This window comes from Paraburkholderia phenazinium (genome assembly GCF_900142845.1).
Taxonomy (GTDB): Bacteria; Pseudomonadota; Gammaproteobacteria; order Burkholderiales; family Burkholderiaceae; genus Paraburkholderia; species Paraburkholderia phenazinium_A.
Genome location: NZ_FSRU01000002.1, coordinates 2,277,519 through 2,291,168 on the forward strand (window position 1 = coordinate 2,277,519; position 13,650 = coordinate 2,291,168).

The window sequence follows — 13,650 nt, forward strand, 5'->3', positions numbered from 1 at the left end:
GGGCGGGTGGACGGCGCTCAGGTTGCTGGCTGCCGCGGTGCTTGTCGTGAGTGGGGTTGGACACGCGTTCGCCGCGCCGATCGCCCCCGGCGATGCGCAACAGATAGCCTCCGTGGACGGAGTCGAGTTGCCGGTGTTTACCTACCGGCCGAGCGGCTGCGAGCCGCGGCTGTTGCTACTGGTGTTTCATGGCGTCGGACGCGACGGCGGCCCCTACCGCGATCACGCCCGGCCGCTCGCCGACCGCGTCTGCGCGATCGTGGTGGCGCCGCAGTTCGATCGCAAGCGGTTTCCGCGCGACGAGTATCAGTACGGTGGCGTCACGTCTGCGGCGTCGGCTGCGGGTTCTTCGCTGGCGCGACGGACTGTGGATCTGATACCGGCGCTGGTGAGCTGGGCGCAGGATGCCGCAGGGCAAGCCGGCATGCCGTACGTCCTGCTCGGACATTCGGCCGGCGCGCAGTTTGTGGACCGCGTGGCGGCGTATGCGCCTGTGCCCGCTGTGCGTGTCGTGATTGCTAACCCGTCCACATGGGTATTACCCGATACGGCGACGGCGGTGCCGTTCGGATTCGGCGGACCTGGAACCGATGAGGTCGCACAGAAAGCGTTACGCGCTTATCTGGCGGAGCCGCTGACCGTGCTGCTCGGACAGGAGGACACCCGCAAGCGCTGGCTCGCGCAAGGACCGCAGGCGGAGGCTCAAGGGGATAACCGCTATGTCCGTGGGACAAGAGCGTTTCACGCGGCCGAGGAGCTCGCGAAACGCAACGGTTGGGTGTTCGGATGGAAGCTGATCGAGGTGCCCGGGGTTGGGCACGACGCCGCGGCGATGTTCGGGTCGCCGCAGGCGGTGGAGGCGTTGGGTCTGGGCGGTGGGCGCTAACTGGGCGCTAGTCCCACATGTTCCGGAATGCGACGGCCACGATCACCGGCACGCACAGGACCAGCGGAATGGCGAAATACGGCACTTCGAGATCGACGTAGTAGCTGTAGACCAGCCAGCCTACGCCCGCGCCAAGCGTTGCGATAGCGACCAGCCACGTCAGGATGGTCAGCGTGCGCTTTGACGGTTGCTTGCGCGGCCGCTGATCTGTAGGAGGGGTTTTCATCGCAGCACCAGAGTTTTTTGTGGTGGGTTACTGAAGCCCTAATTTTACTCCGGTGGTGGAGCGATGAGCAGATAGCGGCCGAGGGGGACGAAAAGGTGCCTGATGCGCGAATTTGACGACGTAATTAGTCATGCTTAGGGAAACTTCGGAAGTTAGGCCCGGGCAAATTCGAATTTTGTCGCCGCGGCCCGAACGCTCCCTTTTGATAGCCGGATCGTCAGTCGAAAAACAAAAAACCCCGCAGAACTTCTTCTGCGGGGTTTTTCAGAATCTTGGCGGAGAGGGTGGGATTCGAACCCACGGTACGGGGAAACCGTACGCCTGATTTCGAGTCAGGTACATTCGACCACTCTGCCACCTCTCCGGGATACTGCCTTGTCACTGCCTCTCCGGCATTGGTCGGCTACCGGAGAAGCGAAGATTATAGAACGTTTTTTGAATTTTACAAGCCCTCGTTCGAACAAATTTCGAGGCCCGGAAAACTCGCATGCCCTGGACCGGGGCGAGGCGCCGTTCAGGACGCCGCTTCGAGGCGAGCCACGCCACCCATGTAGGGACGCAGCGCTTCGGGCACCGTCACCGAGCCATCCGCATTCTGGAAATTCTCCAGCACGGCGACGAGCGTACGGCCCACGGCCAGCCCCGAACCATTCAGCGTATGCACGAGTTCAGGCTTGCCCTGCGCATTGCGATAACGGGCCTGCATCCGGCGCGCCTGGAACGTCTCGGTATTCGAGCAGCTCGAGATTTCGCGATAGGTGTTCTGCGCGGGCAACCAGACCTCGAGGTCGTACGTCTTCGTCGCGGAAAAGCCCATGTCGCCGGTGCACAGCGTGATCACGCGATACGGCAACCCGAGCTTCTGGAGGATCGCCTCGGCATGGCCGACCATCTGCTCGAGCACGTCATACGACGTTTCCGGCGCGACGATCTGCACCATCTCGACCTTGTCGAACTGATGCTGGCGAATCATCCCGCGCGTGTCGCGTCCATACGAACCCGCTTCCGAACGGAAGCACGGCGAATGAGCGGTCAGCTTGATCGGCAGCGCGTCCCCTTCGACAATGCTCTCGCGCACTGTGTTGGTCAGCGAAATTTCCGACGTGGAGATCAGATACTGCGTCACCGTGTTCTCAGCGCCGCCCTTCTCCACGCGGAACATGTCGTCGGCGAACTTCGGCAACTGGCTGGTGCCGTACAGAATCTCCGGATTGACGATGTAGGGCGTATAGATTTCCGTGTAGCCGTGCTGCTGCGTATGCGTGTCGATCATGAACTGCGCCAGCGCGCGATGCAGCCGCGCAATCTGTCCGCGCAGCATCGTGAAGCGCGCGCCGGAGAGCTTCGCGCCGGTCTCGAAATCGAGGCCGAGCGGCGTGCCGACATCCACGTGATCCTTCACTTCGAAGTCGAACTGGCGCGGCGTGCCCCAGCGGCGCACTTCGACGTTATCTGCTTCGCTCTTGCCGGCCGGCACGCTTTCGTGCGGCAGGTTGGGCATGCCGAGCATCAGGTCGGACACACGGTTCTGGATATCTTCGAACTGCACCGCCGAGGCCTTCATCTCGTCGCCCAGACCGCCCACCTCGGCCATCACCGCCGAGGTATCTTCGCCACGCCCCTTCATTGCGCCGATCTGCTTCGACAGGCTGTTGCGGCGGGCCTGCAGCTCTTCGGTGCGGGTTTGAACGGCGCGGCGTTCCGCTTCGAGGGCGGTGAAAGCCGCCACGTCGAGGGTATAGCCGCGGTCGGCGAGGCGTTTCGCGACGCCGTCGAGGTCTTTGCGCAGCAACTGGATGTCGAGCATGGGATGGGGCGGGTATTCGTTGTATGAAGCTGAGATTTTAGCGCACCGGCGCGGGCCGCCGGTGCATCGGGGGCTTAGTTCTTTTTCGGCTTGTTCTCGCTGCGCCATTGCGCATCGAGTTCGGACAGACGCGCCAGCTTCTCGCCGATCTTGCCTTCAAGGCCGCGCGGCGTCGGTTCGTACCAGTGCGGCTCGCGCATGCCGTCGGGCAAATAGGTCTCGCCGGCCGCGTACGCGTCCGGTTCATCGTGCGCGTAGCGATACTCGTGGCCGTAGCCGAGCTCCTTCATCAGTTTGGTTGGCGCATTGCGCAGATGCACCGGCACCCCGCGCGACTGATCCTTGCTGACGAAGCGCCGCGCCTCGTTGTACGCCATGTAGCCGGCGTTCGATTTCGGCGCGACGGCCAGATAAATGATCGCCTGAGCCAGCGCGAGCTCGCCTTCGGGTGTGCCGAGGCGTTCGTAGGTTTCGGCTGCGTCGAGGGCAATGCGGGCGGCGCGCGGATCGGCGAGGCCAATGTCCTCCCACGCCATGCGCACAATGCGGCGCGCGAGATAGCGCGCGTCGGCGCCGCCGTCGAGCATCCGGCAGAACCAGTACAGGGCGCCGTCCGGATTGCTGCCGCGCACGGACTTGTGCAGCGCGCTGATCTGGTCGTAGAACGCGTCGCCGCCCTTGTCGAAGCGGCGCAGATTTTCGGCGAGCGCACTGCCCAGCAGCGCGCCGTCGATCTCCGTGGTCTTCTGCTGCGCCGCGGCCCGCGCAACGATTTCGAGGTTATTGAGCAGCTTGCGGCCGTCGCCGTCGGCGGAGCCGATCAGCGCGTCGCGGGCTTCGTCGGTGAAAGTGAGGCCGCCGAGTTCCTGCTGCGCGCGTTCGAGCAATTCGCGCTGCTCGTCGTCGTCGAGACTCTTCAGCACGTACACCGCGGCTCGCGAGAGCAACGCGCTGTTCACCTCGAACGATGGATTCTCCGTCGTCGCACCCACAAACACGAACAGGCCCGACTCGACGTGCGGAAGGAACGCGTCCTGCTGGCTCTTGTTGAAGCGATGCACTTCGTCGACAAACACCAGCGTCTGATGGCCATGCGCGCGATGCACTTGCGCGGTCTCGACGGCTTCGCGGATATCCTTCACGCCCGAGAGTACCGCAGACAGTGCGATGAATTCGGCGTGGAAGGCGTCCGCCATCAGCCGCGCGAGCGTCGTCTTGCCGACGCCGGGCGGGCCCCAGAGGATCATCGAATGGGCCTCGCCCGATTCGAAAGCGACCCGCAACGGCTTGTTCGGACCCAGCAGATGCTTCTGGCCGATCACTTCGTCGATATTGCGGGGGCGCAGTCGCTCAGCGAGCGGGACATTGGCACGGGTTTCTTCAAACATGGTGTTTTGTGGATAATCTCGGCTTTCCGGGCATGGCTCGGCAACATGACGCGAACCGGCACGATGCGCGCCCGGCCAGCGAAAGAGCCGGCGCGCAGTCTGCGGCCCGGTCCTGCATTATGACAGTGAGCGCGCCGGGACGAGCCGGGCGCGTGTGCGGACGACAAAACAGGGACAACACCAGATGGCACAAGATCCACTCGCCGGCGACGCCGGTTCCACCTACGCGCCGCTCACGCCGGTGCCCGACGCGCGCCGCGCGTTTCGCACCGGCGACGCCTTCGCGCTGTGGTTCTCGCTCGGCATCGGCCTGCTGGTCGCCCAGGCGGGCGCGCTGCTGGTGCCGGGCCTGTCGCTGCCGCATGCGCTGGCGGCCATCGGCATCGGCAGCGTGATCGGCGTCGTGCTGCTCGCGCTGGCCGGCGTGATCGGCACGGATACGGGGCTCGCGGCCATGTCGTCGTTGCGCCCCACGCTCGGTGTACGCGGCGCCTCCGTGCCGGCGGTGCTCAATGCCGTGCAACTGGTCGGCTGGGGCTCGTTCGAAGTGATCGTGATGCGCGATTCCGCCGACGCGCTCGCCAAGCAGGCGTTCGGCCTGTCGATTCCGCTCGTCTGGACGATCGTCTTCGGCCTGCTGGCGACGCTGCTCGCGATCAGCGGCCCACTGTCGTTCGTGCGCCGCTTCCTGCGGAGCTGGGGCATCTGGCTGCTGCTGGCAGGCGCAGCGTGGCTGTCGTGGAACCTGCTGGCGCGGCACGATCTGGCCGCGTTGATGCGCAAACCCGGCACCGGCGACATGTCGTTCGGCGGCGCGATCGATCTGGTGGTCGCGATGCCGTTGTCGTGGCTGCCGCTGATTGCCGACTACACGCGCTTCGGCCGCCGCGCCGGCGAGTCGTTCCGCGGCACGCTGCTCGGCTATGGCATCGCCAATATCTGGTTCTACGCGCTCGGCGCGATCTACGGGCTCGCCGCCGGCGGTGGCGATGCGCTCCTGACCGGCGCGCTTGCGCAAGCGGGCGGCGGCTTCGCGCTGCTGCTGATCCTGATCGACGAGGTCGACAACGCCTTCGCCGATATCCATTCCGCAGCGGTCTCGACCGGCACGTTCTGGACGCGGGCAACGGTGCCGATGCTGTCGGCGGCATTCGGTGCGCTGTGCACGGCGATCGCCCTGCTCGTGCCGATGGCGAAGTATCAAAACTTCCTGCTCCTGATCGGCTCCGTGTTCGCACCGCTGTTCGGCGTCGTGCTGGTGGATCATTTCATCTTGCGCAAGCGCCGCATCGAAGCGGCCGCCCTCGCCGACCTGCAAGGCCGTTATGGCTTTTCGGGCGGCTGGCATCTGAGCGCCTTCGTCTCATGGGCAATCGGGATCGTCGCCTATCAGGCCATCAATCAATGGCTGCCGAACCTCGGCGCGACGCTTCCCGCGCTGGCAATCGGCGCCCTCTGCTATTTCGTCATGGTGTCGGCGCGCAAGACCGCCTACGCCTGAACAAACACGCCCGGGCGGCCCGTGCAACGCGGGCCGTTTGGCCGATTCTTCCGCGCGCCGCATTCGCCTCATCGCGCGCCTGCATCCCTGATATTCCATTCGTCCTATGACTTCTGGTGAGGGTGCGCAACGGCTCCCAGCGTGATGTAGTTGCTATCTGGCACGCCCGTTTGCGAGATAGATTCCCTCCCATTCTCCGACTTCCGAAAACGAATCTCTGACGCATTTCGAGCGTGCCTCCATCGCATCAGGTTGTCACTTGACAACCACGATTCACCCACTTAAGATGAGGCTATTGATGACTCGAGGGACGCACTCAAAGAAGGAAGTAGAAAACGCACTGGCCTACGCCGAAGCACTCGGCTGGCGCGTCAAGAGCGGCGGCAAAGGGCACGCCTGGGGAAAAATGTACTGTCCGTACAACGACTCGGAATGCCGGTGCGGAGAGTTCTGCATCACCAGTGTCTGGAGCACGCCCAGGAATCCAGGAAATCACGCTCGGCTGCTCAGAAGGGTGGTCGACAATTGCACGACACATCGGCAAAAGCGCGCGCCTCAAGGCGCAAGCCAACATGTCGAAACGCAGGAGTAACACATGGAATACGACTTCACGCTGAAATACCAGCTTGCAGCAGAAGACTGCGACCACGACGCGATCGTGGAACGCCTGGCTGAAGCAGGATGCGACGACGCCACCATCGGCATCGGGCAACCGGGGCGCATCGCGCTCGTCTTCACCCGCGAGGGCGCCACGGCGCTCGCGGCTCTGATGAGCGCCCTCGCGGACGTGAAACGCGCCATGCCGTCAGCACGCCTCGTCGAAGCCGCGCCGGACTTCGTCGGCCTCACTGACGTGGCCGACGTCGCGGGTGTGTCGCGCCAGAACATGCGCAAGCTCATGCTCAGCCATGCTGCCGATTTCCCGATTCCGGTCCATGAGGGCAACCCATCGGTCTGGCATCTGTGGGATGTCCTTGCATGGTTGAAGACGCGCGGCGGCTATGACATCAAGCCCGACGTCCTCGATGTGGCGAAATCGGCCAAGCAGGTCAACCAGGCGAAAGAAGCGCGTGAGCTCGAACCGCAGGTCAATCGCCAGCTCGAAGACCTCATTGCATAAACCTTTGGCGCGTCTCAGGACTTCTCCTGAGCACGTCTCACCCCCTGGCAGGCCGATATTCCACGCCCGGCAGAACACACAGCAGTTCGAACGCCAGGTTCGCGCCCAGCAGAGCAGTCGTACCGAAGGGATCGTAGGGTGGTGCAACCTCCACCAGATCGCAGCCAACGATATTCAGCCCGCGTGAGCCGCGAATAATCTCCAGCGCTTGCGGCACCGTCAGCCCGGCAATCTCGGGTGTGCCGGTGCCGGGCGCAAAGGCCGGATCGATGCCGTCGATATCGAACGTGATGTACACCGGGCCATCGCCCATCCGTTCGCGCACGCGTTGCATCAGCGGCGCAAGCGACTGGTTCCAGCACGCCTCGGCCTGCACCACTTCGAAGCCCTGGTCGCGGCACCAGTCGAAGTCTTCGGCCTCGTAGCCCGTGCCGCGCAAACCGATCTGCACCACGCGCTCGCAATCCAGCAAGCCCTCTTCCACCGCGCGGCGGAACGGCGTGCCGTGCGCGATCTTCTCGCCCATCATGGTGTCGTTGACGTCCGCGTGCGCATCGACGTGGATGAGGCCAACCTTGCCGTACTTGCGGTGAATCGCACGCAGAATCGGCAGGGCAATGGTGTGATCGCCGCCGAGCGTAATCGGCTTGGCGCCGTGCTGCAGGATCTCGTCGTAAGCGGTTTCAATGCGCGCGATCGAATCGAGCAGGTTGTACGGATTGATCGCCACATCGCCGATATCCGCCACACGCAGCGAGTCGAACGGCGCAGCACGCGTGGCCATGTTGTAGGGGCGCAGCAGCACCGATTCGCTGCGAATTTGCCGCGGCCCGAAGCGCGCGCCGGTTCGGTTCGACGTGCCGAGATCGAACGGCACACCCACGAAACAGGCGTCGAGCCCTTCGGCCGAGCCGGCATTGGGCAACCGCATCATCGTCGCAATGCCGCCGCAGCGTGGCATCACATTGCCTGACAGAGGCTGGGGACGGTCAGTGAGGTCGGGGGAAATGAAGGAGGAGGAATTCATCGTGGCTCAGCAATGAAATGGAAAGGCGGGCAAACCGGGCAGCAACTCGCCCGGCTCGCAGGATTTATCCTCATTTTTGAGCACTTCGTATCAATATAAAATGGCGGCAGAATAAACTTCACATCGACTCCAAGCGATGTATCTACCCTCATGTTCTCGCAACTCACCGATCTCGACCTGCGCCTGATCCGCGTTTTCCTCGCGATCGTCGACGCCGGTGGCGTCTCACCCGCTCAGGCGACGCTGAATGTCGGGCAGTCCACCATCAGCACGCAGCTCGCCACGCTGGAGACGCGACTCGGCTACCGGCTGTGCGAACGCGGCCGCAGCGGCTTTAGCCTGACGGCACGCGGCGAGCAGTTCATCGAAGCGGCCCGCGCGCTGCTGGCTGCTGTGGATACCTTCGGCATGCAGGCGCGCAACGTCGGCCGCAAGCTGGTCGGCACGCTCGATATCGGCATGATCGGCCACACGCCGGTGTCGGCGAGCGCGCGTATCAGCAGCGCGATCGGGCGCTTTCGCACGCGCGACCAGTCGGTGCGCTTTTCGATCCTCGTGCGCTCGCCGGGCGAGCTGGAGGAGTTGCTGCTGAACGGGCGCATTCAGGTCGGCATTGGCTACTTCTGGCACCGGGTGCCGTCACTGGAATACACGGAGGTGTTCGCGGAGGAGCAATTCGCGTACTGCGCGAAGGGCCACCCCTTGTTCGAGCAGGCCGGCGAGGTCGCCCCTGCCGAGGCCGCGCAACACGAATGGGCGTGGCGCAGCTATCCGCTCCCCGAAGCCGAGAGCTCGACCACGCCGCAGAACGTCACCGCGGTGGCCGACAACATGGAAGCCGTCGCGATGCTGGTTTTGTCGGGCCATCATCTTGGCTACCTGCCCGGGCACTTCGCCGCGCCGTACGTCAAGGACGGTTTGCTGGCGGCGCTGAATCCCGCGCAGATGAAGTACCGCGTGGCGTTCCATATGGTCACGCGAGGGCGGCAGCATCGCAGCGATATCGCCGAAGCGTTTATCGACGACATGAAGGCAGCACATCCTCCGCCTGGCGCCGACGAAGCGGACGAATAGCGCGCAACACGGCGAAGCTGCAATAAAAAAGCCACACAGAACCTGCGTGGCTTTTCGCACCAACCGCCGCGCAGTACGCGCTTAGCCGTTGATCACATCCGCGCCCTTCGGCACGGTGAACTTGAACGCATCCGCCGGCAGCGGCGGATTCTTCTGGATGTTCGAGAACGTCAGCAAGGTCACATTGCCGAACACGTCGTGCAATTCCATGGCCTGCAGATTGCCGTCCTTGAAGCCAATACCCACGCTCTGGAACTGCGTGTCTTTCGCTTTCGGGATCAGTTCGAGCCAGTCGATACCGCCCTTCACACCCGCATCGTGCAGCGTGAAGTTCTTGTCCAGATCGTTGCTGCCGAACAGGATCGCCGCGGGGCTTGCGCCCAGTGCGCCGCCGAGCGCCCGCACGGTCACCTGGTTCAGGTCTTTGTCGAACACGTAGAGCTTGTCGCCGTCCGCTTGCAGGATCTGTTCATACGGCTTCTCGTACGACCAGATGAACTTGCCCGGACGTGCGAACACAAACGTACCGCTCGAGGTGGTGTTTTTCGGCATGACCTGCGCGGCGTCGCTTGCGGCTTGTGCCTTGCTGGGCGCCCGCACTTCCTGCTGCACGAAATCGCCACGCGCCGAGTGCACCTGTGCGACAAACGCCTTGAGTTGCTCGGTGCCGCTCGCAAACGCCTGTTGCGCGACCAGCAACGACGCACCGATCGCGACGCTGCCGATTCCGCGCGCCAGCGTTCGAACCAGATGACCGAGGCGGCCAGGATGGGCACTGTGCCCGGCGTATTGCTGCATATCATTCTCCGTGGATTGAATCGGACCAGGGACGGAGGCGGTTGAACCCAGGATGAGCGTCACCGCCTGTCGAGGCAAGGGGTGTGCCGCGCCTAATCGGTTTCGCGCGCGGGCGTGAGAATCTCGCGATTGCCGTTCGACGACATCGCCGATACGAGCCCGGATTGCTCCATTTGCTCGAGCAGGCGCGCGGCGCGGTTGTAGCCGATCCGCAAATGCCGCTGCACCAGCGAAATCGACGCGCGGCGATTCTTGATGACGACCTCCACCGCCTGATCGTATAGAGGGTCCGACTCGCCGCCGGCCGCTCCAGTTCCCTCGGCGCCGGCGGAACCTTCGTCGCCGTCGCCGGTGACGCCGCCCTCGAGGATGCCCTCGATATAGTTCGGCTCGCCCTGCTCCCTGAGTTTTTCGACGACGCGGTGCACTTCCTCATCGGACACGAAGGCGCCGTGCACCCGCACCGGCAAGCCGCTGCCGGGCGGCAGATAGAGCATGTCGCCCATGCCGAGCAGCGATTCCGCGCCCTGCTGGTCCAGAATCGTGCGCGAGTCGATCTTCGACGACACCTGGAAGGCCATCCGCGTCGGCACGTTGGCCTTGATCAGGCCGGTGATGACGTCGACGGAAGGCCGCTGCGTTGCCAGAATCAGGTGGATGCCGGCCGCACGGGCTTTCTGCGCGATCCGCGCAATCAGCTCTTCGACCTTCTTGCCGACCACCATCATCAGGTCGGCCAGTTCGTCGATCACCACCACGATGTTCGGCAGGCGCGACAGCGGTTCCGGATCGTCCGGCGTCAGGCTGAACGGATTCGGCAGCTTTTCTTCGCGCTTGGTGGCTTCGTCGATCTTGTTGTTGTAGCCGGCGAGGTTACGCACGCCGAGCTTGCTCATCAGCTTGTAGCGGCGCTCCATTTCGGCGACCGCCCAGTTCAGCGCGTGACCGGCCTGGCGCATGTCCGTGACCACCGGGCAAAGCAGATGCGGAATGCCTTCGTAGACGCTCATCTCGAGCATCTTCGGGTCGATCAGGATCATCCGGACCTGCTCGGCGCTCGCCTTGTAGAGCAGCGACAGGATCATCGCGTTGATCCCCACCGACTTGCCCGAGCCGGTGGTACCGGCCACCAGCAGGTGTGGCATCTTGGCGAGGTCGGCACACACCGGCTTGCCGCCGATGTCCTTGCCCAGACCCATGGTGAGCGGCGAAGCGGCGTCGGCATAGACGGCCGAGCCGAGAATCTCGGAGAGGCTCACCGTCTGACGACGCTGGTTCGGCAACTCCAGCGCCATGAAATTCTTGCCGGGGATGGTTTCAACCACGCGAATCGATACCAGCGACAGCGAACGCGCCAGATCCTTCGCCAGCCCGACAATCTGGCTGCCCTTCACACCCGTGGCGGGCTCGATTTCGTAACGCGTGACGACCGGGCCCGGATAGGCGGCAACCACGCTCACTTCGACGCCGAAATCCTTCAGCTTCTTCTCGATCAGGCGCGAGGTGAATTCGAGCGTATCGGGAGAAATGGTTTCCTGCGCGGCGGGCGCGGCATCGAGCAGCGAAATGGGCGGCAGTGTGGAATCGCCCGGCAGGTCGGTAAACAGCGGCACCTGACGCTCTTTCTCGACGCGCTCGGATTTAGCCGGCGTGACCACCGGTGGCACGATCATGACCGGCTCGTGCTCTTCGATGCGCACGCGGCCCTGCTCCACCTTGCCTTCGCGCTTGACGGCGGCGGCCTCGCCCAGTTTGCGGTCGCGACCGGCTTCACGGCGCAGACGGGCAAAGGTGACGGCGGAAATGATCGATTCGCCGACTCGTTCGGCCACGGAAAGCCAGGAAAAGCGGAAATACAGCGACAAACCGATGGCGAGCGCCACCAGCAATGCCAAAGTGCCGCCCGTGAAGCCGAGCGCGTGCGACACACCGCGCGCCACAGCCTCGCCGATCACGCCGCCCGGCGCGCGCGGCAGTTGAACCTTGAGCGACCACATGCGCAGCGCCTCGATGCCGTCGCTGGCGAGCAACACCAGCACGAAGGCGAAAATCTCGGCGAGCCAGGTCACATCACGCGGCTTGTCTTCGGGCAGCGCCTCGTGACGGGTGATGCGACGGTAATTGGCCGAGATGCTGCGGCCGAGCAGCACCACCCACCAGTAAGCGGACAGGCCGAACAGGAGCAGCAGGATGTCGGACGTCCACGCGCCGACGCGGCCGGCCCAGTTGGCGATGCGGTCGACCTGGGCGGCGTGCGTCCAGCTCGGGTCGTGCCGGCTGTAGCTGACGAGCGCCATCAGCAGGAAAACGCCGAGCGCAACCTGCAGGATCCAACGGATTTCGGTGAAGAGGCGCGACATACGGTGCGGCAATGCCTGCGCGCTCGCGGAATAAGGAGCTTTTGCCATTGATCCTGTTGCGGGTGCGGCCAAAATGCGCGCCCCCAGGCCGTGCTGGGTGCCCGGTCGTGGCCGCCGGGTCGTTTGATCCGGGCTATTGTAAACGCAGTGTCGTGCGCAAGGCTGTAAATGACGGTAACTGGGGCCAGGCGGCGTGGTTTTCGGGCCAAACGGCGGCGTCAGGCTATCGGGACGATCAAGAAGCATCATGAAGCGGGCCGGCTTGGCGACCTTTATAATGCCGGTCTGATACCCATCTACAGTTTCAACTAACGTTCAACTGTAGCCGCGCGGGCTCGCATGGGCGAGCCGGGCGCTTTTTACGGATTTCGATCATGCCCGCAACCACCACGAAACACGCCAAAGTCCTGATTCTCGGTTCCGGCCCCGCAGGCTATACCGCTGCCGTCTACGCGGCGCGCGCCAACCTGAATCCGGTGCTCGTCACGGGTCTGGCCCAGGGCGGCCAGCTGATGACCACGACGGACGTCGAAAACTGGCCGGCCGACGCGAACGGCGTGCAAGGCCCGGAACTGATGGCGCGTTTCCTCGAGCACGCCGAGCGCTTCAACACCGAGATCATCTTCGACCACATCCATACGGCGAAGCTCGACGAAAAGCCGATCCGTCTGATTGGCGACTCGGGCGAATACACCTGCGACTCGCTGATCATCGCGACCGGCGCGTCGGCGCAGTACCTCGGCCTGCCGTCGGAAGAGGCGTTCATGGGCAAGGGCGTGTCCGCCTGCGCGACCTGCGACGGTTTCTTCTACAAGCAGCAGCACGTAGCGGTGATCGGCGGCGGCAACACCGCAGTCGAGGAAGCCCTCTACCTCGCCGGCATCGCGAAGAAAGTGACGGTGATCCACCGCCGCGACAAGTTCCGCGCCGAGCCGATCCTGATCGACCGCCTGCTGGCCAAGCAGAAGGAAGGCCTCGTGGACATCAAGTGGAACCATGTGCTGGACGAAGTGACCGGCGATCAATCGGGCGTGACGGGCTTGCGCATCAAGGATACGAAGAGCGGCGAAAAGACGGATATCGCGCTGCAGGGCCTGTTTGTCGCGATCGGCCACAAGCCGAATACGGATATCTTCGAAGGCCAGCTGGAGATGAAGAACGGCTACATCATCACCAACGGCGGCCTGTCGGGCAACGCAACGGGTACCAGCGTGCCGGGCGTGTTTGCCGCGGGCGACGTGCAGGATCACGTGTATCGTCAGGCGATTACCAGCGCCGGCACGGGCTGTATGGCCGCACTGGATGCGCAGCGCTACCTCGAAACCATCGACGAGATGGCCGGCGAGCACGCGATGAGCGCGGAAGCCGAGCGTTAATCGGGGCATCGGGCAAGCCGGGCAAGCGGGCCTGCTTCATGACGCGGAGAAGGTAAAATAGCGCCCGGGCTTCGGCCTGAGCGCTTA

General features: G+C 63.9%; 12 protein-coding genes and 1 tRNA gene. 6 read left to right on the forward strand and 7 right to left on the reverse strand.

Going from position 1 to position 13,650, the window contains the following annotated elements; genetic code table 11:
• Positions 1 to 46 precede the first annotated feature (46 nt).
• The gene (locus BUS12_RS27160) at positions 47 to 886 is read left to right on the forward strand and encodes an alpha/beta fold hydrolase (protein WP_143788471.1); all 840 of its coding nucleotides are present in this window, start codon (positions 47 to 49) and stop codon (positions 884 to 886) included.
• Positions 887 to 893: 7 nt separating this feature from the next.
• Here BUS12_RS27160 and BUS12_RS27165 read toward each other — a convergent pair whose 3' ends face one another.
• From BUS12_RS27165 to BUS12_RS27180, 4 genes are all read right to left on the reverse strand, one after another.
• Positions 894 to 1,112, reverse strand: a complete 219-nt coding sequence (locus BUS12_RS27165) for a hypothetical protein (RefSeq protein WP_074300475.1) — start codon at positions 1,110 to 1,112, stop codon at positions 894 to 896.
• 273 nt (positions 1,113 to 1,385) lie between these two features.
• A tRNA-Ser gene (locus BUS12_RS27170) sits at positions 1,386 to 1,476 on the reverse strand.
• Positions 1,477 to 1,626: 150 nt separating this feature from the next.
• A complete protein-coding gene (gene serS / locus BUS12_RS27175; protein WP_074300476.1) occupies positions 1,627 to 2,919 on the reverse strand; it encodes a serine--tRNA ligase in 1,293 nt (430 codons plus the stop codon).
• A 74-nt stretch (positions 2,920 to 2,993) separates the two neighbouring features.
• A complete protein-coding gene (locus tag BUS12_RS27180) occupies positions 2,994 to 4,307 on the reverse strand; it encodes a replication-associated recombination protein A (protein ID WP_074300477.1) in 1,314 nt (437 codons plus the stop codon).
• A 184-nt stretch (positions 4,308 to 4,491) separates the two neighbouring features.
• Between BUS12_RS27180 and cytX the strand changes: the two genes are divergently transcribed.
• From cytX to BUS12_RS27195, 3 genes are all read left to right on the forward strand, one after another.
• Positions 4,492 to 5,808, forward strand: coding sequence for a putative hydroxymethylpyrimidine transporter CytX (cytX, locus tag BUS12_RS27185; RefSeq protein WP_074300478.1), 1,317 nt, complete (start codon positions 4,492 to 4,494; stop codon positions 5,806 to 5,808).
• A 298-nt stretch (positions 5,809 to 6,106) separates the two neighbouring features.
• Positions 6,107 to 6,400 (forward strand): hypothetical protein, encoded by a 294-nt coding sequence (locus BUS12_RS39490; RefSeq protein WP_074300479.1) that lies wholly within the window; start codon positions 6,107 to 6,109, stop codon positions 6,398 to 6,400.
• A 3-nt stretch (positions 6,401 to 6,403) separates the two neighbouring features.
• Positions 6,404 to 6,928 (forward strand): helix-turn-helix transcriptional regulator, encoded by a 525-nt coding sequence (locus BUS12_RS27195; protein WP_074300480.1) that lies wholly within the window; start codon positions 6,404 to 6,406, stop codon positions 6,926 to 6,928.
• A gap of 37 nt (positions 6,929 to 6,965) precedes the next feature.
• Here BUS12_RS27195 and speB read toward each other — a convergent pair whose 3' ends face one another.
• Positions 6,966 to 7,955 (reverse strand): agmatinase, encoded by a 990-nt coding sequence (gene speB / locus BUS12_RS27200; RefSeq protein WP_074300481.1) that lies wholly within the window; start codon positions 7,953 to 7,955, stop codon positions 6,966 to 6,968.
• A 150-nt stretch (positions 7,956 to 8,105) separates the two neighbouring features.
• Between speB and BUS12_RS27205 the strand changes: the two genes are divergently transcribed.
• Positions 8,106 to 9,029: a LysR family transcriptional regulator gene (locus BUS12_RS27205; protein ID WP_074300482.1), complete on the forward strand. Its 924-nt coding sequence runs from the start codon at positions 8,106 to 8,108 to the stop codon at positions 9,027 to 9,029.
• An 81-nt stretch (positions 9,030 to 9,110) separates the two neighbouring features.
• Here the strand turns inward: BUS12_RS27205 and lolA are convergent, their stop codons facing one another.
• Complete coding sequence (gene lolA, locus BUS12_RS27210; RefSeq protein WP_074300483.1) at positions 9,111 to 9,827, reverse strand: outer membrane lipoprotein chaperone LolA; 717 nt, start codon at positions 9,825 to 9,827, stop codon at positions 9,111 to 9,113.
• A gap of 92 nt (positions 9,828 to 9,919) precedes the next feature.
• Entirely contained in the window at positions 9,920 to 12,235 is a 2,316-nt protein-coding gene (locus tag BUS12_RS27215; RefSeq protein WP_074300484.1) for a DNA translocase FtsK, read from the reverse strand.
• A 326-nt stretch (positions 12,236 to 12,561) separates the two neighbouring features.
• Here BUS12_RS27215 and trxB point away from each other — a divergent pair, with 326 nt between their 5' ends.
• Positions 12,562 to 13,563: a thioredoxin-disulfide reductase gene (gene trxB / locus BUS12_RS27220; protein WP_074300485.1), complete on the forward strand. Its 1,002-nt coding sequence runs from the start codon at positions 12,562 to 12,564 to the stop codon at positions 13,561 to 13,563.
• The last annotated feature ends 87 nt before the right edge of the window (positions 13,564 to 13,650 follow it).